General features: G+C 35.3%; 15 protein-coding genes and 1 tRNA gene. 13 read left to right on the top strand and 3 right to left on the bottom strand.

What is annotated here, in order from left to right:
• Positions 1-53: 53 nt before the first annotated feature.
• Positions 54-608: a thioredoxin family protein gene (locus CLV73_RS09830; RefSeq protein ID WP_100376646.1), complete on the bottom strand. Its 555-nt coding sequence runs from the start codon at positions 606-608 to the stop codon at positions 54-56.
• Positions 609-874: 266 nt separating this feature from the next.
• On the opposite strand from CLV73_RS09830, the gene CLV73_RS09835 reads away from it, so the two are divergent.
• The 4 genes from CLV73_RS09835 to CLV73_RS09850 all read left to right on the top strand — a co-directional run bounded on the left by CLV73_RS09835 (position 875) and on the right by CLV73_RS09850 (position 8,155).
• Complete coding sequence (locus CLV73_RS09835) at positions 875-1,471, top strand: TetR/AcrR family transcriptional regulator (RefSeq protein ID WP_100376647.1); 597 nt, start codon at positions 875-877, stop codon at positions 1,469-1,471.
• Positions 1,472-1,892: 421 nt separating this feature from the next.
• Positions 1,893-3,053, top strand: a complete 1,161-nt coding sequence (locus CLV73_RS09840) for an efflux RND transporter periplasmic adaptor subunit (RefSeq protein WP_100376648.1) — start codon at positions 1,893-1,895, stop codon at positions 3,051-3,053.
• Between the two features lie 216 nt (positions 3,054-3,269).
• Positions 3,270-6,452 carry an efflux RND transporter permease subunit gene (locus CLV73_RS09845; protein ID WP_100376649.1) on the top strand — a complete coding sequence of 1,061 codons (3,183 nt, stop codon included), beginning with the start codon at positions 3,270-3,272 and terminating at the stop codon, positions 6,450-6,452.
• 290 nt (positions 6,453-6,742) lie between these two features.
• Positions 6,743-8,155, top strand: a complete 1,413-nt coding sequence (locus CLV73_RS09850; protein ID WP_100376650.1) for an efflux transporter outer membrane subunit — start codon at positions 6,743-6,745, stop codon at positions 8,153-8,155.
• A 319-nt stretch (positions 8,156-8,474) separates the two neighbouring features.
• Here CLV73_RS09850 and miaA read toward each other — a convergent pair whose 3' ends face one another.
• Positions 8,475-9,395, bottom strand: a complete 921-nt coding sequence (gene miaA / locus CLV73_RS09855; RefSeq protein WP_100376651.1) for a tRNA (adenosine(37)-N6)-dimethylallyltransferase MiaA — start codon at positions 9,393-9,395, stop codon at positions 8,475-8,477.
• A gap of 296 nt (positions 9,396-9,691) precedes the next feature.
• On the opposite strand from miaA, the gene CLV73_RS09860 reads away from it, so the two are divergent.
• The 9 genes from CLV73_RS09860 to CLV73_RS09900 all read left to right on the top strand — a co-directional run bounded on the left by CLV73_RS09860 (position 9,692) and on the right by CLV73_RS09900 (position 19,272).
• Complete coding sequence (locus CLV73_RS09860) at positions 9,692-10,549, top strand: YicC/YloC family endoribonuclease (RefSeq protein ID WP_100376652.1); 858 nt, start codon at positions 9,692-9,694, stop codon at positions 10,547-10,549.
• A gap of 75 nt (positions 10,550-10,624) precedes the next feature.
• Positions 10,625-11,197, top strand: a complete 573-nt coding sequence (gene gmk, locus CLV73_RS09865; RefSeq protein WP_100376653.1) for a guanylate kinase — start codon at positions 10,625-10,627, stop codon at positions 11,195-11,197.
• An 82-nt stretch (positions 11,198-11,279) separates the two neighbouring features.
• On the top strand, positions 11,280-12,299 hold the full coding sequence (gene nadA, locus CLV73_RS09870; RefSeq protein WP_100376654.1) for a quinolinate synthase NadA: 1,020 nt from the start codon (positions 11,280-11,282) through the stop codon (positions 12,297-12,299).
• Positions 12,300-12,589: 290 nt separating this feature from the next.
• Positions 12,590-15,040: a bifunctional aspartate kinase/homoserine dehydrogenase I gene (gene thrA / locus CLV73_RS09875; protein WP_100376655.1), complete on the top strand. Its 2,451-nt coding sequence runs from the start codon at positions 12,590-12,592 to the stop codon at positions 15,038-15,040.
• A gap of 10 nt (positions 15,041-15,050) precedes the next feature.
• Complete coding sequence (locus tag CLV73_RS09880; protein ID WP_100376656.1) at positions 15,051-15,974, top strand: homoserine kinase; 924 nt, start codon at positions 15,051-15,053, stop codon at positions 15,972-15,974.
• Between the two features lie 11 nt (positions 15,975-15,985).
• Positions 15,986-17,290 carry a threonine synthase gene (gene thrC / locus CLV73_RS09885; RefSeq protein WP_100376657.1) on the top strand — a complete coding sequence of 435 codons (1,305 nt, stop codon included), beginning with the start codon at positions 15,986-15,988 and terminating at the stop codon, positions 17,288-17,290.
• Between the two features lie 6 nt (positions 17,291-17,296).
• On the top strand, positions 17,297-17,665 hold the full coding sequence (folB, locus tag CLV73_RS09890; protein WP_100376658.1) for a dihydroneopterin aldolase: 369 nt from the start codon (positions 17,297-17,299) through the stop codon (positions 17,663-17,665).
• A gap of 29 nt (positions 17,666-17,694) precedes the next feature.
• A complete protein-coding gene (locus tag CLV73_RS09895; protein WP_100376659.1) occupies positions 17,695-19,059 on the top strand; it encodes a DUF4403 family protein in 1,365 nt (454 codons plus the stop codon).
• Positions 19,060-19,198: 139 nt separating this feature from the next.
• Positions 19,199-19,272 (top strand) — tRNA-Cys (locus CLV73_RS09900).
• Between the two features lie 132 nt (positions 19,273-19,404).
• Here the strand turns inward: CLV73_RS09900 and CLV73_RS09905 are convergent.
• Complete coding sequence (locus CLV73_RS09905; protein WP_100376660.1) at positions 19,405-19,605, bottom strand: hypothetical protein; 201 nt, start codon at positions 19,603-19,605, stop codon at positions 19,405-19,407.
• Between the last annotated feature and the right edge of the window lie 276 nt (positions 19,606-19,881).

The following is a 19,881-nucleotide window of genomic DNA, read 5'->3' on the forward strand; positions in this document are numbered from 1 at the left end:
GAAAAAAAGCCGTCCTCTAAGACGGCTTTATATTTTCAAAAATTCATTAAGAACTATTTCCATTTAATATTACATCCCATACTTGGTCTCTGAATTTCTTCCTGTGGCTCACCCAATAAAAGGTTTTCAAAAGCAATGATTAAATCTTCACCTGTTACATCCTTATTGTTTCCAGGTCTTGAATCGTCCATTTGTCCTCTGTAAATAAGGTCTAATTTTTCATCAAAGAAAAAGAAATCAGGTGTACAAGCTGCGTCGTAAGCTTTAGCAATAGCCTGGCTTTCATCATATAAATAAGGAAAATCGAATTTTCTTTCAATCTGGAATTCAATCATTTTTTCCGGAGAATCTGCTGGATATTTTTCTACATCATTAGAGTTAATCGCAATAAACTCAATCCCTCTTTCATTATAGTCTTCATATAATTCATTCAATTTATCAATTACATGAAGAACAAACGGACAATGGTTGCACATAAAGATCACCAACGTACCTTTTTCTCCTTTCAGATCATCCAGTGATTGGATTTCGTTACTTTTTGAAGGGTTCGGAAGCTCAAAAAAAGGTGCTTTTGTACCCAAAGCGATCATATTTGAAGGCGTATTCATAACTTTTTTATTTGACCACAAAGATAAAAATTTCTTTTAGTATACGGCTAAAACATAGATAATTGAATAAGGCTATTAAATTCATTAATTTTAATAATAATTTCAAATTAGCAGTATAGAAATATATTCCAGTTCCCATAAAAACAGTATTTTATCAGTTTTCAAAATCTCCTTAAAAGTTTTCAAAGAAGTTAAATGCCAAAAATTGTTTGGAAGATATACTCAAAAGTTTGTAGTTTTGCTAACACTGTTAGTAATAAAAAATCATGGGTCTACATGAACGTCGACAAAGAGAAAAAGAAAACATACGCACCAGTATTTTGGACGCGGCTTTCTCTTTGGCTAAAACCGAAGGTTGGGCTTCACTTTCCATGAGAAAAATTGCCGATGCCATTGAATACAGTGCACCGGTAGTTTATGATTATTTTGAAAACAAAGAAGCTATTTTATACGAGATCTCATTAAATGGTTTCCATTGTTTACACATCGAATTGTTGAAGGCTCAGAGAGAACACAACACTCCGGAAGATCAGTTGAAAGCTATTGTGGATGCCTATTGGAAATTTGCATTCAGAAATAAAGAATACTATCAATTGATGTTTGGATTGGGAATGCAATGTAGCGGAAAAGGAATGATGAAAGAAGAATTTTCTTCATTTCAGGATATGCTTTACGATTGCACGTATGAAATCATTAAGAAAAAAGGATCAAATCCGGAAAATGCCTGTCACTCATCACATGCTTTGTTTTCAGCGGTGCATGGATTGATTTCCATTATGATGATGAGAAATGATGATATTCCTTCTACGATGAACAAAACGACTTTAGATGAAACAGTTGCTGCTTTCATTAAGTCTTTGTAAATTTTTTTTGAATTAAAAATTAACACCGTTAGGAAAAGTAACATACAATATTTTTTTTTTTCACTCATTTATATAACTTAAAAATTTTTTAAAATGAAATACGATTTTATAACCATGCTTATGGCAATTTTTTTTCCTTACCATTAACACTGTTAGGTAATTTAACAGGTGATTTTAGTAAGCTTAACTTCACTTTTTTAATTAAAGCAAAATAACATCCATTTGACACCTCATCTTTAATTATACTTAAACAACATTAAAAACCATTTTTCAATTATGGAAACAACGATTTAACCATCGAGTATTAAGAATTCTGTAATTTTTTTTGAACTTAAAATTAACACCGTTAGTAAAAATAACAGAATTCAACTAAAAACATTTATTATTTAATCTAACACTTCATTAAAAACTTAAACTCAAAATGAAAATACCTGGAAAAATAAGGTTCATCGTACTTATATCAAGTATTATCCTTTTACAAAACTGCACAAAGGCTGCTGAAGGATCAAATGCCGCTCCTCCCGCTCCTGAACTGCCTGTTTATACAGTCATTACCTCTCCTGCTACTACCTATCAAGAATTTCCTACCGCTCTGGAAGGGAAAAACAATGTGGAAATCAGATCGCAGGTGGACGGTTATTTAGATAAAATTTATGTGGAAGAAGGCGCTTATGTAAGAGCCGGACAGCCTTTATTTAAAATAGATTCAAGAGCTTACGGAGAGCAAATGAATATGGCTTCTGCCAATCTTCAGGTTGCCAATGCCAACATCCAGAAAGCAAAAGTGGAAGTTGACAGACTGGAACCTCTTGTAGCTGCAAAAGTAGTTTCTGATGTACAATTGAGAACTGCAAAAGCCAATTACGCAGCCGCTGTAGCCGTCGCTTCCCAAGCAAGAGCATCAGTTGGAAGCGCTAAAATCAATGTTGGATTTACAACGATCACAGCGCCGGTAAGCGGATACATCGGAAGAATTCCTTACAAAAAAGGAAGTCTTATTTCGAGAACAGACCCGAATCCATTGACTTTATTGTCAGACATCAGCGAAATTTATGCCTATTTCTCTTTAAGTGAATTAGACTTCATCGCTTTCCAAAATAAATATGAAGGAGCAACTTTAGAGCAAAAGCTGAAAAATATGCCGATGATAGATTTGGTGATTGCAGACAACACCATTTATCCGCAAAAAGGAAAAATGAGCATTGTTGACGGGCAGTTTGACAAAACAACCGGAGCAATCAGTGTTCGTGCCGTTTTCCCAAATGCCAACGGAACATTGAGAACAGGAAACACAGGACGTGTTCGTATGCCGCAATTAATGTCCAACGCAGTAGTCATTCCACAGGAATCTACTTTTGAAATTCAGGATAAAACGTACGTTTACGTAGTTGGAAAAGACCAGAAAGTGACCAGCAAACCTGTAACAATCTCTGGAAAAACCGAAAACTATTACTTCATTTCTGAAGGAATAAAGCCTGGTGAGAAAATCGTATTCACGGGAATCGGAATGTTAAAAGATGGTGTTTCTATCAAGCCTAAAGCTATTTCTTCTGACAGTTTGTTGAAAGCAAAACCATTGTAACAGTTTAAACTTTTTAAACCACAAAAGTCACAAAAGTTTTTAAACACATTAGTCACATGAAGTTTACATCATTGGCTATAATAAGAACACATAAGTCTCAGAAAATCTTTGATTTTCATTTTTGTGAACTTTTAATGATCTTAAAAATCAGATATAATCTTTTGTTCCTTTTGTGGTAAGAACATCGTTTAAACACCATTAAAAAATAAACTTCTTATGTTAAAACAATTTATAGAAAGACCGGTACTCTCTACCGTGATCTCCATAATACTTTTATTATTGGGGGCTTTGTCCCTCTTTAATTTACCCATTGCCCTCTTTCCAGATATTGCTCCTCCGAGCGTTCAGGTGACGGCATTTTATCCGGGAGCGAATGCGGAGGTAGTAGCACGTTCTGTGGCAACACCTATTGAAGAAGCCGTAAACGGGGTGGAAAACATGACCTACATGACTTCCAACTCAAGTAACGATGGTACAATGACATTAAATGTCTTCTTCAAGCAGGGTTCTGACGCGGATAACGCTGCGGTAAACGTACAAAACCGTGTATCCAAAGCGATGAGCCAACTTCCACAGGAGGTTGTTCAGGCAGGAGTTTCTACTCAGAAAGTACAAAACAGTATGATCATGTTCATGGGATTAACAAGTAATGATCCTAAACAATACGATGAATTGTTTTTACAGAACTACCTGAAAATCAATATCATTCCGCAAATTCAGCGTATTCCAGGGGTTGCTCAGGCGCAGGTTTTCGGAACGAGAGATTACTCCATGAGACTTTGGCTTAAACCGGACAGATTAGCTGCGAACGGACTTTCTCCACAGGAAGTTTTGAATGCGGTGAAAGATCACAACTTAGAAGCTGCACCAGGTCGTTTGGGACAAGGGAGTAAGGAAACTTATGAATATATCTTAAAATATAAAGGTAAATTAAACAAGAACGAAGACTACGAAAATATTGCCATCAAAGCCAATAGCGACGGTTCTTTCCTAAGACTGAAAGACGTGGCAAGAGTGGAATTCGGATCTTACACCTATACAGCAGCTAACAGAGTTGACGGGAAACCGGTAGCTGGATTTGCGATCATGCAGACTGCCGGTTCCAACGCCAACGAGATCTTAACAGAAATTGAAAAACAGGTTGACCAGTTCAAAACAACCCTTCCAAAAGGTGTGGAGCCGATCATCATGTACAACTCTAAAGATTTCTTAGACGCGTCTATTCATCAGGTTGTTGAAACATTGGTGATTGCATTTATCCTGGTATTTATTGTAGTGTATATTTTCCTTCAGGATTTCAGATCTACATTAATTCCTGCGATTGCCGTTCCAGTTGCGATTATTGGTACCTTCTTCTTCTTGCAGTTATTTGGTTTCAGTATCAACATGTTGACATTGTTCGCATTGGTACTCGCGATTGGTATTGTGGTGGATGACGCGATCGTTGTGGTAGAAGCTATTCACTCCAAAATGGAACATACAGGAATGCCTGTAGAACATGCTACCATGAGTTCGATGAGTGAAATTTCCGGAGCGATTATTTCCATTACTTTGGTGATGTGCGCCGTGTTTATCCCGGTAGGTTTCATGCAAGGTCCTGCAGGAGTTTTCTACAGACAGTTTGCCTTTACATTGGCTATTGCGATTATGATTTCTGCGGTTAACGCACTAACGTTAAGTCCGGCTCTTTGTGCATTATTATTAAATGATCCTCAAGGTGAGCACGGTGAACATGGGAAGAAAACCGGTTTCGGAGCAAAATTTTTCAATGCTTTCAATACGAGCTTTAATAATTTAACTAAAAAATACATTTACAGCCTTAAATTTTTAATTAAAAACAAATGGGTTGCAGTCGGAGGATTGGTTGTATTGACGGCAGCAAGTGTTTTCTTAATTAAAAAAGCGCCATCAGGATTTATTCCAACAGAAGATCAAGGTTTCATTTTATATGCAGTGAATACTCCTCCGGGAAGTTCATTAGACAGAACGCACAATGCAACTGAACAAATCGATAAAATTATTGACGGTGAAAAAGCGAAAAATCACCTTTGGGTTGCAGACGGTCTGAACTTCATCAGTAATGCGAATGCTTCTCCTTATTCTGCAGGTTTCATCAAATTAAAAGATCATGACCAGCGAGGTGAAATCACCGATCCGGATCAGATTGCAGCAGGATTAACCGGGAAAGTTTCGCAGGTAAAAGATGCAAGTGCATTCTTCTTCAACTTCCCTACAGTTCAGGGATTTGGTAATGTTTCCGGGTTTGAATTTATGCTTCAGGACAGAACGAACGGTTCTCTGGAACAATTAGGAACGAACACTCAGGCTTTCATCGGAGAAATGATGAAACGTCCGGAAATTGCATTCGCTTTCACAACGTATGCAGCAGGAAATCCACAATTCACAATCGAGGTTGATAATGATAAAGCCAATCAGCTTGGAGTTTCTATCACAGAATTGATGCAGACGATGCAGATTTACTATGGAAGTAGCTTCGTTTCGGATTTCAACAGATTCGGGAAATACTACAGAGTAATGGCTCAGGCAGATATTCCTTACCGTACCGACGCGAATTCTCTGGAAGGAATTTATGTTAAAAATAAATCTGGCGAAATGGTTCCTGTAAAAACATTGGTAACATTAAAAAGAAGCTTCGGGCCTGAAACAGTGACAAGAAACAACCTATTCAACGCCGTTACGATCAACGGAACTCCAAAACCTGGTTACAGTACCGGAGATGCCATTAAGGCAGTAGAAGAAGTTGCACAGAAATCACTTCCGAGAGGTTACGGTTACGAATGGACGGGAATCACCCGTGAAGAGATCAAAACAAGCGGACAGACAGCATTTATCTTTATGTTAAGTATTTTGTTTGTGTATTTCTTATTGGCAGCTCAATATGAAAGTTATATCCTTCCGTTTGCCGTTATTTTAACGATTCCTACAGGTATTTTCGGAGTATTTGCTTTCACAGGATTAGCCGGAATTGATAACAACATTTACGTTCAGGTTGGATTGATCATGTTGGTCGGATTATTGGCGAAAAACGCGATTCTTATTGTAGAATTTGCCGTACAAAGAAGAAATGCGGGAAGATCATTACTGGAATCTGCGCTTCAGGCTTCAAGACTACGTTTAAGACCAATCTTAATGACCTCATTTGCCTTCATCATCGGTATGCTTCCATTGGTTTGGACACAGGGAGCTTCCGCAAAAGGTAACCACTCAATCGGAATGAGTACTGTTGGTGGAATGTTGACCGGAGTTGTATTCGGAGTATTTATTATTCCTGTAATGTTTGTGATTTTCCAATACTTACACGAAAAAATGCCGAGCAGAAAAAAGAAAAGACTTCAGAGACAGAAATTAGAAAATGAACTTTTAACTCCGGCTCATTAATATAATGATTGACAAAACTTTGAGAATAATTTAAATATACTTTGAACCATTAAGATTTTGATTAAGAAGTTTAGAATATTAAGTTCAGCTTCGCTTATTAAAAATCTATTTGATTTTTCTTAATTAAACTTAATTCCTTAAATGTTCTTAATGGTTCAAATTAAAAAAATAGAGAAGAAACTATTCAAACTAACATTATAAAAAAGCAAAGCATTTTCTCCTACTAAAGATTTCTTTGCTTTAAAAAAACTTCTCAAAGTTTTGTAATCAATTAAAAGCTTATTTAAATTATGAAAAAAATAATAAATATTATCATCGCTTTTGGACTGGCTTTAGGTTCGGTCTCCTGTGTGTCGAAACTGGCATACAAGGAGCCTGAGCTTGAGCTTCCCGAAACGTTCAAATATACTGCAACTGCCGATACAGCCAGCGTTGCCAACTTAGAGTGGAAACAGTTTTTCAGCGACCCGATGTTGCAAAGCTTAATCGAAAAAGGAATTAAAAACAATTACGATTTACAGATTGCTTTAAAACAGGTGGCTTCTTCACAGGAGAAATTAAAACAGGCAAAATACCTTCAGTATCCGGATGTTGGTTTCGGCGTTTCTGCACAGATTTCAAAACCTTCTAAAAACAGCATGAACGGGCAAAGCTTAAATTTATTTTTAGGCAAAAGCTATGTTGAAGATTATAATGCAGCCTTCAATCTTTCCTGGGAAGCCGATATTTGGGGAAAAATCAAAAATCAGCAGGAAATTTCAAGAATGCAATATCTGCAAACATATGAGGCAACAAAAGCAATCCAGACTCAGGTTGTTGCAGCAATTGCCCAGGGATATTATAATTTGTTGATGCTCGACAAACAGTTGCAGATTGCCAACTCAAATTTAGAATTGAGCAAAAACACCCTTTCCTTGACAGAAAAATTATGGAAAAGTGGTGATACAACTTCTTTGGGAGTTCAGCAGGCAACGGCTCAAAAGCAGTCTACAGAATTATTGATCACTCAACTGGAGCAAAATATAGCCATTCAGGAAAATGCATTGAGTATTTTAATCGGAGAAAACCCGGGAAAAATCAGCAGAACAATTGAAATGTCTGAAACCTCTTTGCCACAGAATATTTCAGCAGGTCTTCCAGCAGCAATGGTAAGCCGCCGTCCGGATGTACGTCAACAGGAATTGGCATTGCTGGAATCCAACTCAATGGTGGGAATTGCTCAGGCCAATATGTATCCTTCGTTAAAAATCACAGCAAACGGAGGGGTAAATTCATTTAAAATTGATAACTGGTTTCAGATTCCTGCTTCATTATTCGGGTCTGTTTTAGGAGGAATCACTCAACCTATTTTCCAGAAAAGACAATTGAAAACGGATTTAAATGTTGCTAAAATCCAGAGAGAGAAAAACGTATTGGCTTTCCGTCAATCGGTTTTGAATGCAGTGGGTGAAGTTTCTGATGCCTTGGTTTCTAATGAAAGCTTAAAAGTTCAGGAACAAAAAGCAACCGAACAGGTAGCAACGTTAAAAGACGGAATTAAAAGTGCCGAAATGCTTTACAAAGGCGGAATGGCAAACTATTTAGAAGTAATAACAGCTCAGGGAAATTCTCTACAGGCCGAGCTTAATTTGGCGTCCGTAAAAAGACAGAGATTAAGCAGTATAGTAGACTTGTACCGAGCGTTAGGAGGCGGTTGGAAGTAGTAAATTAAATTATATTGTTTAATGGAATGCGGTCTTTCGGGATCGCATTTTTATTTTTAAATATGTATAAGCTTGATTGTGTAGTTTGTCATTCTGAACATAACCAAAGGTTTACGAACATAGTTCAGAAGTGGAGTGAAGAATCTATAAATATTCGTAGAGATTCTTCCTTTGTCAGAATGACAATTCATATTTTTTTAAACCATTAAGAACATTTAAGAAGTCAAGCTTCATTAAGAAAAATCAAATAGATTTTTATAAGCATTGTTCTAAAATCCTAGCTAAACTTAGTAAATCCGTGAAATCTGTGGAAGAAAAATTATTTTGAAATTTGTTCATTAATATACCCAATCAACCTATCAAAATCCTCCCGCGAATACCCCAGCTGCAAATAATGAATATCATCCGCTTTTCGGTACCAGGTCAATTGGCGTTTTGCATATCTTCGGCTATTTTTCTTAATTTCAGAAATGGCAAAATCCAACTCCCATTCCCCATCAAAATATTTGAATAATTCAGAATATCCAACGGTCTTCAGAGCCGTTAAATCTTTAAATTCTTCCAGATTTTTAGCTTCTTCCAACAAACCTTTCTCCATCATAATATCCACTCTCCTGTTGATTCGGTCGTACAATTCTTCTCTCGGCGCTTCAATTCCGATTCGGATAGAATTAAAATCCCTGGAATCCTGTGAAACAGCAATCTGTTCAGAATATTTTTTATTCGTCTGCCAGATAACATCAATTGCACGTAAAAGTCTTCTGTGATTATGAAAATCAACCACCGCAAAATATTCAGGATCGAGTTCTTTTAAAAGTTCCTGAAGCTTTTCGATGCCTTCATTTTCGAGAATTTCATGAAGTTTTTTCTGATTTTCTTCGTCAGCTTCCGGTAAGTCATTCAATCCTTCAATTACCGCTTTTTCATACATCATGCTTCCGCCCACCAAAATGACCGTATCGTGATTCTCAAAAAGCTCGTTGAGCTTTTTTAAAGCATCTTCTTCATACTGCCCGATGGAATAATATTCCTGAACTGAAAGGTTTCCGATAAAATGATGAGGTGCCTCCGCCAATTCCTCCGCAGAAGGCGCTGCAGTACCGATTTCCATTCCTTTAAAAAACTGACGCGAATCACAGGAAATAATTTCCGTATTGAAATGTTTAGCCAAATCAATTGCCAGTCTTGTTTTACCAATTCCGGTGGGTCCTACTACAGAAATCAAATTTTTCTTTTTCACAGCGCTAATTTACGAAAATGAGCCAACTTTATTTTAACTGTAAAAAACTCAAAAAAACTGCACCTTAATTTTGAGCCATTAAGAATAATTTAAGGAGTTAAGTTTAATTAATAAATCTAATAGATTTTCTCAAGCACTATTCTAAAAGCGAAGCTCATCTTAATGTTCTAAATATCTTAATAAAAATCTTAACGGTTAAAAATAAATTTTAAATCAATAATTTGACATTAACGTTAAAGTTTCATCTTATCACACTATAGACTTAAATGTTTATCTTTGTACGACAATAAAAAACTATGATTTTATCAATGACAGGCTTTGGTAGAGCCGAAGACGTTTTTGAAGGAAAGAAAATTACAATAGATATTAAATCACTGAACAGCAAAAGCTTTGATTTAAATATTAAAATCCCTCTGCGTTATAAAGAAAAAGAATTTGAAATCAGAAAAATTCTTAATGATAGACTCATCCGTGGAAAAGTAGACTGCTACATCAATATAGAGAATCTTGAAGAGACCAATGATGTAAAAATCAACAAAGGATTAATTGATTCTTACATTAACGAACTTCGAAATATTGCGTCTGATGGACCCGATTTCGAATATCTGAAAATGGCGGTTAGACTTCCGGACGCGATCACTTCCAGACCCGATGAATTGTCTGAAGGTGAATGGGAAGCTTTAGCAAAGATTGTAAATACTGCAATTGACCGTTTTGAGGAGTTCAGAAAAACAGAAGGTAAAATTCTGCACGAAGAATTAGAAAGAAACATTCAGAATATCGATAAATATCTAAACGAGGTTATTCCTTTTGAAGAAGAAAGAATTGTAGCTGTACGAGAACGTTATCAGAAAACATTGAAGGAATTTGAAAATGTTGATGAAACCCGTTTTTATCAGGAGATGGCTTATTTCACCGAAAAATTGGATATTTCTGAGGAAAAAGTAAGATTAACCCAGCATTTGAAATATTACAAAGAAGTAATGGACAATGAAGATTTCAACGGGAAAAAACTTGGGTTTATTTCTCAGGAAATTGGTCGTGAAATCAATACTTTAGGTTCAAAAGCTAACCATGCTCAAATTCAGAAACTAGTAGTGATGATGAAGGATGATTTGGAAAAAATTAAAGAACAAACGTTAAACGTATTATAATTTAGTTGACTGTTTTTGGTTGATGGTTGTTGGATCTTTGCTACTATCAACTAAAACCTATCAACCAACAACCATATGGATAAAGTTATCATATTTTCAGCACCGTCAGGAAGCGGAAAAACGACATTAGTAAGGCATTCTCTGGAAGTTTTTGATGAATTGCGGTTCTCAATTTCCTGTACAACAAGACAGCCTAGAGGAAGTGAAGTTCATGCGGTGGATTATCATTTTTTGACACCGGATGAATTCAGACAGAAAATTGCGGAAGATGCATTTGTAGAATTTGAGGAGGTTTATACGGATAAATATTACGGTACTTTAAAATCTGAAGTTGAAAAGATCTGGAATCAGGGAAAAGTCGTTATTTTTGATGTTGATGTAAAAGGAGGAATTTCCCTGAAAAAATATTTTGGAGAAAAAGCATTGTCAATTTTCATTGAACCACCTTCCATTGAAGAGTTGGAACGAAGATTGATTTCAAGGAACACAGATGATGCAGAGACCATCAAAACCCGCGTAGCAAAAGCAGAAGAAGAAATGTCTTATGCTAAAGAATTTGATAAAATCGTCATCAATGCTGATTTGGACGAAGCAAAAAAAGAAATAGAAAGTTTAATAAAAAATTTTATAGAAGAAACTAGAAATTAGGGCTTAGTTTTTTAAACACAAATTTTAACTAATATCAAATTTCTAACCTCTAACTTCTGTAATCAAAAACATTGAGGTTGATATGAGTACCGAAACATTAGAAAAAGCTAAATCTACCATTCCTGTAAAAGGATTTCTGGATATTAAAGATTTAGTGATTCCTCAAGGAGAAGAGCTTGTAAAAGCAATTCTTAAATTGAAAGAAGAAAAAAATGCGGTCATTTTAGCGCATTATTACCAGCCTGGAGAAATTCAGGATATTGCCGATTTCCTGGGAGATTCTCTTCAATTGGCAAGGCAGGCAAAAGATACGAATGCGGATATGATTGTATTCTGTGGAGTGCATTTCATGGCTGAAGCAGCAAAAATTCTGAATCCGACTAAAAAAGTTGTCCTTCCCGACACAATGGCGGGATGCTCTTTAGCAGACGGCTGCTCAGGAGAAGGTTTGAGAAAAATGCGTGAACAGCATCCGAATGCTCTGGTTGCAACCTATATCAACTGTAACGCTGAAACGAAAGCAGAAAGTGATATTATCGTCACAAGTTCCAACGCCGAAACAGTGATTGAAGCTTTACCGAAAGACAGACCAATCATTTTTGCACCGGATAAAAATCTAGGGAGATATTTATCTCAGAAAACAGGACGTGATATGATACTTTGGGATGGAAGCTGCATCGTTCACGAAGCATTTTCCATGGAAAGAATTGCAAAACAATTGGCAGAGAACCCAGATGCAAAATTGATTGCTCATCCGGAAAGTGAAGAAGCGGTTTTGAAACTGGCTCATTTTATTGGTTCTACTTCTGCATTGTTGGATTATGTGCAGAAAGACGATTGTCAGAAGTTCATCATCGCAACAGAGGAAGGAATCCTGCACGAAATGAAAAAGCGTGCTCCTCACAAAGAATTGATTCCGGCTTTGGTTTTTGATGAAAGTTGTAACTGTTCAGAATGTTTCTACATGAAACGCAATACAATGGAAAAATTGTATTTATGTATGAAATATGAACTTCCTGAAATTATTATTGATGAAGAATTGAGATTAAAAGCATTAAAGCCAATTGAGGCAATGCTTGATCTTTCTAAAAGTATAAAATAAAATTAAAGCACTGTTTTTACAGTGCTTTTTTCTTTTTCAAAATTTTAGCACAAAAACTTTGGTGTTTTAAAATAATTTGTACATTTGTTCAAGTAACAATGAACTTTTTAAGAAACATATCTGATATTTCTATTCCGGATTTCTCTATCCCGGAAGGAAACTTTGTTTCTATTATTGCTACAACAACTACGACTACCCCATAACGGGGTAAATTTTCACATATCATTCACACGCGTGTACTCTTTTTTTGAAGAGTAAAATTTCATTTTTCATAACCTAAATAAAATATAATGAAAGTTTTAAAATTTGGCGGAACTTCTGTCGCCAATGCCCAAAATATATTAAAGGTCGAAGATATTATAAAAAAAGAATCTCTGAAAAACAGAGTTGTAGTTGTGGTTTCTGCACTTCATGGCGTAACAGATCAATTGATAAAAGCAGCAGAATCAGCCTCCCAAAGCAATGAAAATTATTTTCAAATAATTAAAAATATTGAAGAAAAACATCTGGATTTAGTCAAAGAATTAATTCCGATTTTGGATCAAAGCTCTTGGCTGAGCTTCGTTAAAAAACATTTTAATGATATTGAAGACATCTGCAACGGGATTTTCGTATTGGGAGAATTTACCGACAGAATTAAAGATAAAATAACCTCTTATGGTGAATTTCTTTCTTCCAATATAATTACCGCAAGATTAAAATCTGAAGGACTGAATGTTTTTTGGATGAATTCTGCAGAAAATATTACTACCAACAGTAATTTCACAAATGCAAAAGTACATTTTGAAGCTACGGAAAAAAATCTGCTGCAATTTTTAAATGAAAATCAAAACCAGATTATTATTGCTCCGGGATTTATTGCTAAAGATGAAAAAAGAAACTCCACAACATTAGGACGGGGCGGTTCAGATTATACTGCCTCTATTATTGCTTCCTCCATCAATGCTGATGAACTTCAGATCTGGACAGACGTTAGCGGAATGATGACCTCTGATCCCAGATTGGTTTCCGATGCAAAACCAATTCCTGAGATTTCATATTCTGAAGCCATGGAGCTTTCTCATTTCGGAGCAAAAGTTTTGTATCCTCCTACCATACAGCCCGTCATGGTAAAAAATATCGATTTAAGAATTAAAAACACTTTTGATCCTGAAGCTCCGGGAACATTAATTTCTCACAATCTGAAAAAAAATGATCCTGAAAACGAACCAATCGCTGTTGGGATTTCAAACATGAGCAATATTGCTCTGCTGACTTTAGAAGGAAGCGGAATGATTGGAATTCCCGGGTTTTCTGCAAAACTATTCCAATGCTTAAGCAATGAAAAAGTGAACGTTATTCTCATCACTCAGAGTTCCTCCGAACATTCCATTACTGTTGCGATTCATGAAAAAGATATGATAGGAGCTAAAAGTGCTATAGATTCGGCTTTTGAAGATGATCTGAAACTAAAAAGACTTGAACCTGTAAAAATTGAAACCGGTTTATCCATCGTAGCATTAGTCGGCGAAAATATGAAAAGTCGAAGCGGCGTAAGCGCCAAAATGTTTGGCTGTCTGGGAAATAACGGCATCAATATCAGAGCGATTGCACAGGGATCTTCAGAAAAAAATATCAGCATTGTTATTTTAGAAAAAGATATTAAAAAGGCTGTTAATGTTCTACATGAAGAGTTTTTTGAGTCCGAAATAAAACAGATCCACCTTTATATCTGCGGAACAGGGAATGTAGGGAAGAAATTAATCCAGCAAATTTATGATCAGAACGAATATCTTAAAGAAAACCTTCTGATCAATTTAAGAATCGCAGGACTTTCCAACAGCCGGAAAATGATTTTCGCGGATAAAGGAATCCCGGAAAATGATTGGAATGATTGGAATCAACATGGCGAAGAAGCTTCTGTGGAAAAATTTACCAGGGAAATTATTTCACGGAATTTAAGAAACTCTGTTTTTATAGATGTAACGGCCAGTTCCGAAGTTCCGAATATGTATGAAAAATTATTAAAAAAGAGCATTAATATTGTCGCCTGCAACAAAATTGCAGCTTCTTCCGGTTTTGAAAATTATAGATCATTAAAATCTATTGCCAGAAACCACAGCTGCAAATTTTTATTTGAAACGAATGTAGGAGCCGGACTTCCGATTATCGGAACAATTAACGACCTGATAAGAAGTGGTGATAAAATAACTTCTATTCAGGCAGTTTTAAGCGGAACTCTGAATTTTGTTTTCAACAATTATAACGGCAGCAAGACCTTTTCCGAAGTTGTAGCCCAGGCTCAAAAAGAAGGTTATACCGAGCCGGATCCACGACTTGATTTATCTGGAACCGATGTTGCACGAAAAATTTTGATCCTGGCAAGAGAGGCTGGTTATTCCCTTGAATTTGATGATATTGAAAATGAAAGTTTTCTTCCGGAAGAATGTATGAAAGGTAACGTACAAGATTTTTATCAATCACTTACGAAATATGAAGACCATTTTAAAAATATACTTCATCAAGCCAAAAATAATGGTAAGATTTTAAAATACGTGGCAGAGTTCAATGATGGAAAAGCCAAAGTCGGGTTGCAGCATATTGCTCCTGAAAGTGATCTTTTTCATCTGTACGGGAAAGATAATATTGTAATCTTTAAAACTTTGAGATATTCTGAACAGCCTTTGGTTGTAAAAGGTGCGGGAGCCGGTGCAGAAGTAACCGCAAGTGGTGTTTTTGCCGATATCGTTCGTTCTGTTTAAAATTTTAATTATGAGAAAAATTAAATTAAAAATACCTGCAACTGTTGCCAATCTGGTTTGCGGGTTTGATATTTTGGGAATGGCAATTCACGAACCTTATGATGAGATGGAGTTTAAGCTCCTGGAAACCCCCGAAATTATTATCAGACATAAGGATAGTTTCGGTTTACCCGAAAAGCCAACAGAAAATGTTGCCGGAGTCGTTTTATTAAAAATCCAGGAATATTTAAATTTGAAAAAAGGCTTTGAAGTCATCATTAATAAAAAGATAAAACCAGGAAGCGGGCTCGGCTCCAGTGCGGCTAGCGCCGCTGGAGCCGCCATCGGAGCCAATGAATTATTGGGAAATATTTTCACTAAAGAAGAACTGGTTTATTTTGCAATGTTTGGAGAAGAGCTGGCTTCCGGCGTAAAACATGCAGATAATATTGCACCTTGCATTTTTGGAGGAATAACTTTAGTGAAATCATCCAATCTTATTGATATTATTCCCCTGAATTCTCCTGATTTATTGGTGACGGCAGTTCATCCGCAGGTTGAAGTAAAAACTTCTGATGCAAGACAGATTCTGAAAAAGAATATTCTTCTGAAAGATGCAATAGAACAATGGGGAAATATTGCAGGATTAGTTGCCGGGATTCAGAATAATGACTTTGGATTGATTGGCAGAAGCCTGAACGACGTCATAGTAGAACCCATACGAAGCATTTTAATTCCGAGGTTTAACGATATCAAAGAAAATAGTCTGGAATTAGGAGCTTTGGGCGGAGGAATTTCAGGTTCCGGGCCGTCAATTTTTATGATTTCGGAAAAAGAAGAAATTGCACAGAAAATCGCAGATATGATGAAATCTGTTTATAATGAAATTGACATTGAAAGCTTCGTGTATGTTTCAAAAATAAATCCGTCAGGAATTAAAATCATCGAAAATTAAAATTTAGCCCAATGAAGTATTACAATTTAAAAGATAAAAAAGAAGCTGTTGATTTCAAAACTGCGACCATAAAAGGACAGGGAAAAGAAAAAGGTTTATTTTTTCCTGAATTTATTCCAAAATTTGATCTGGATTTCATTGAAAATTTACATCAATATTCTGATGAAGAAATTGCTTTTCAGTGCATGAAAGATTTTATTGGGGATGAAATTCCTTCTGATGTTTTAAAAGAAATCGTTTCAGAAACCATTAATTTCGAAATTCCTTTGAAAAAAATTAATGAAAATATTTATTCACTAGAACTTTTTCATGGACCTACTTTGGCATTTAAAGATGTTGGAGCAAGATTTATGAGTCGTATTCTTTCCTATTTTCTGCAGGATGAAGATAAAAAGGTAACGGTTTTGGTTGCAACTTCAGGAGACACGGGAGGCGCAGTTGCCAATGGGTTTTATCAAACTGAAAATATTGAAGTTGTTATCCTTTATCCTAAAAATCGTGTGAGTGAAGTTCAGGAAAAGCAATTGACTGCTTTAGGCGAAAATATTTCCGCCCTGGAAGTTGACGGCAGTTTTGATGATTGCCAAAGTCTGGTAAAACAGGCTTTTTCGGATAAAGAAATAAATTTAGCTTTATTTTTAACCTCCGCAAATTCTATTAATGTCGCAAGATGGCTTCCTCAGCAGATTTATTATTTATTAGCGTTAAAACAATGGCAGATACTGGAAAAAGAAAACCCTGTTATTTGCGTTCCCAGTGGAAATTTTGGCAATATTTGCGCAGGAATTTTAGCTCATTTCAGAGGACTTCCTGCCGAACATTTTATTGCTGCCTGTAATGAGAATGATGTAGTTCCGCAGTATTTAAAAACACAAAAATTAGAATATAAAGAAACGGTTGCTACCCTTTCGAATGCAATGGATGTCGGAAATCCGAGCAATTTTATAAGAATTTTAGAGCTTTTTGAAAATCATTTTGAAGATGTAAAAAGTAAAATTTCAGGCTATTCTATTGATGATGATACAACCTTACAGACCATCAAAGAAATTGATAAAAAATTTAATTATTTGCTTGACCCCCACAGTTCAGTCGCTTATACAGCAATGGAACAATATTTGAAAGAAAATCCGGGTAAAAAAGGTTTTATTTTGGCAACAGCACATCCTGTAAAATTTCCTGATGCAGTAGAAATGGCAGCACAAGTCTCTATTGAACTCCCCGAGTCTTTAAAAGATTTAATGAAAAAGGAGAAAAAAAGTCTTGAAATACAAGCTGACTTTGCAGAATTAAAGCGAATTTTGCTTGATAAAAATTAAGAAAATATGAGCAAAATATATCTTGAAGACGTAAAAATATATGCCTATCACGGCGTTTTACCTGAAGAAAATGTTATCGGAACATATTATATTCTAAATGTGGAACTTCACACTGATTTGTGGAAAGCAGCGGAATCTGATGATTTGAAGGATACTATAAGTTATGCAGACATCAACCATATCATCCATGATGAAATGAAGGTTAAATCTAAATTACTGGAGCATGTAGCAGGGAGAATCATTTCTAAAATTCATGATAAATTTTCCCAGATTGATTATATCAAATTAAAAATTACCAAAACTGCTCCTCCTATGCAAGGCGAAATGAGAGGCGCAAGTATCGAGCTGGAGCAGAGTTTTAAACCTGAAAATTAAATTTACTTCGTTTTCTAAAATTTTATACATTGAAAATCATCAAAATATTATTTCTAGTCGCTTTTATCAATACTTTTGGACAAACAAATGCCGAGAGTCAGCCGGTCGCATATAATTTCCCGAAGATAAAATCCAACATTACTATGCCGGTAACGATTCCCCTTTCGGAAATCAGCAACATGATTAATGCCTCTGTAAAAGAGCTTATTTATCAGGACGATTCTTATACGGATAACAATAATGACCAGTTCAAAGTCAAAGTATGGAAAACCCGGCCTATACGTTTAGTAGGAGGAACGAATCAAAATATTTTAATTGAAGTTCCTTTAAAGATCTGGGCAGAAAAAGGTATCGGAACATTAGGCATTTACACCTATCAAAATACAACTTTTGAAACCGTGATGTCTTTTAATACCACATTAACTTTCCAAAACAACTGGACCATAACAACCAATACAAAACCCAATGGTTTCAGATGGGTAACAAAACCTGTTTTAGATTTCGGGAAAATTCAAATTCCGATCACGTCTATCGTTGAAAAAAACTTAATCGAACAGCAGCAAAAATTCTGTAAAACCATTGATCAGCAAATGGCATCTCAATTGAATTTCCAACAATATGCTGTAACGGCATGGAATGCTTTTTCACAGCCCTTCAACATTTCAGAAGAATATAATACCTGGTTGAAAGTCTCTCCTATTGCAGTAAATATTACTCCGTTAAAATTTTATGCCAATCAGATCAATACCAATATTGGAATTGATATATATTCTGAAACCTTCACAGGCACTAAACCGGAGGCTTCACAACCTATAAAAACAGCCTTAAACTTCAGCTTCTCCCCTAGCTTAGGAGATAACTTTTTATTACAGACAACAGCCAATATTCCTTATACGGAAGCCAGTAATATTGCTAGAAAGACATTTTTGAATAAAGAATTCGACATAAGGGATTCGAAGGTGAAAATTACTGACATTAGAGTATACGGAATAGATGATAAAATTATGATTGAAGCTCAAACTGAAGGCTATGTAAAAGGAACCTGTATTATTTCAGGGATTCCAGTATATGATGAGGCCAAAAAGAAAATTGTCCTTTCAGGAACCAAATTCAAACTTAAAACTTCTAATTTTTTACAGAAAACAGCATCTGTATTATTTCAGGGAAAAATCGTAAAAATGATAGAAGAGGAATATGGAATTCCTACACAAGACCTTGAAAACAGCTCGAAAAAAAGTATTGAAGAAGCTTTCAACAAAGAATATTATAAAGGACTAAAAATGAGTGGAAAGGTTTTTAATCTTAAACCTACAAAAATACTCTTAACATCAACAGCCATTACAGCCGTTATTGATACCAACGCATCCTTAAAATTAATTCTTGCCGGAATTTGAGTTATACTCTATTCAAAACAAGCTTTTTTTAAAAATTTATCCCACTGATAAACAAGATAAAAAGGATTCACAATACAGAAATATAGCATAAAGTTTTTGCTAAATAATAAATTTTACTATATTTGCAGACGTAAAAAATGGTGCTTTGGCCGAGCGGCTAGGCAGTGGTCTGCAACACCATCTACAGCGGTTCGAATCCGCTAGGCACCTCCAAAAACTCAAATCTTAAGATTTGAGTTTTTTTGTTTAATACTGGTCCAAACATCTAATCTGACCAAGAGACAATTCCATAGCCACCATTGATCTGGATTAGAATATTTTATAAATGAAATTTAAAAATATGTATCATTTAACTTCTTCTTTGGAGTCCAGGTCTTTTTTCTTAGGATCCATATATTTTTTATAATGGGGAAAATCATAACCGTAATACCCGAATCCTGATCTGTTGCTACTCTTCCGAAGAAATAAGTACAGGCAAACGGTAAAAAACATGAGGAGTACAAACAGTAAAATCAGTTTGATGAATGAATAATCAAATAAGTCCATGGCAAGTTTTTTAGTTTATACAAATCTACAAAAATAACATCATTATAAAAAAACTAAAAAAACTGTTTTTTGAAGTTTTTTTTTCGTAATAAAATCAAAAAAAATGTAAAAAAATCACATAAAATAGATTTATAATTATTTCATTACTTTTTGACTTAATGCAATATTTTTTTCACTAAAAAGTCCATATAAAAGCACAAAGCCTAGTGTTTAAAGTACTTTTAAGCATATTTTTTCAGGAATAAAAAAAGACTTTTATTTTTCTCTCAAGAAAAA

It is taken from the genome of Chryseobacterium geocarposphaerae (assembly GCF_002797535.1).
GTDB lineage: Bacteria > Bacteroidota > Bacteroidia > Flavobacteriales > Weeksellaceae > Chryseobacterium > Chryseobacterium geocarposphaerae.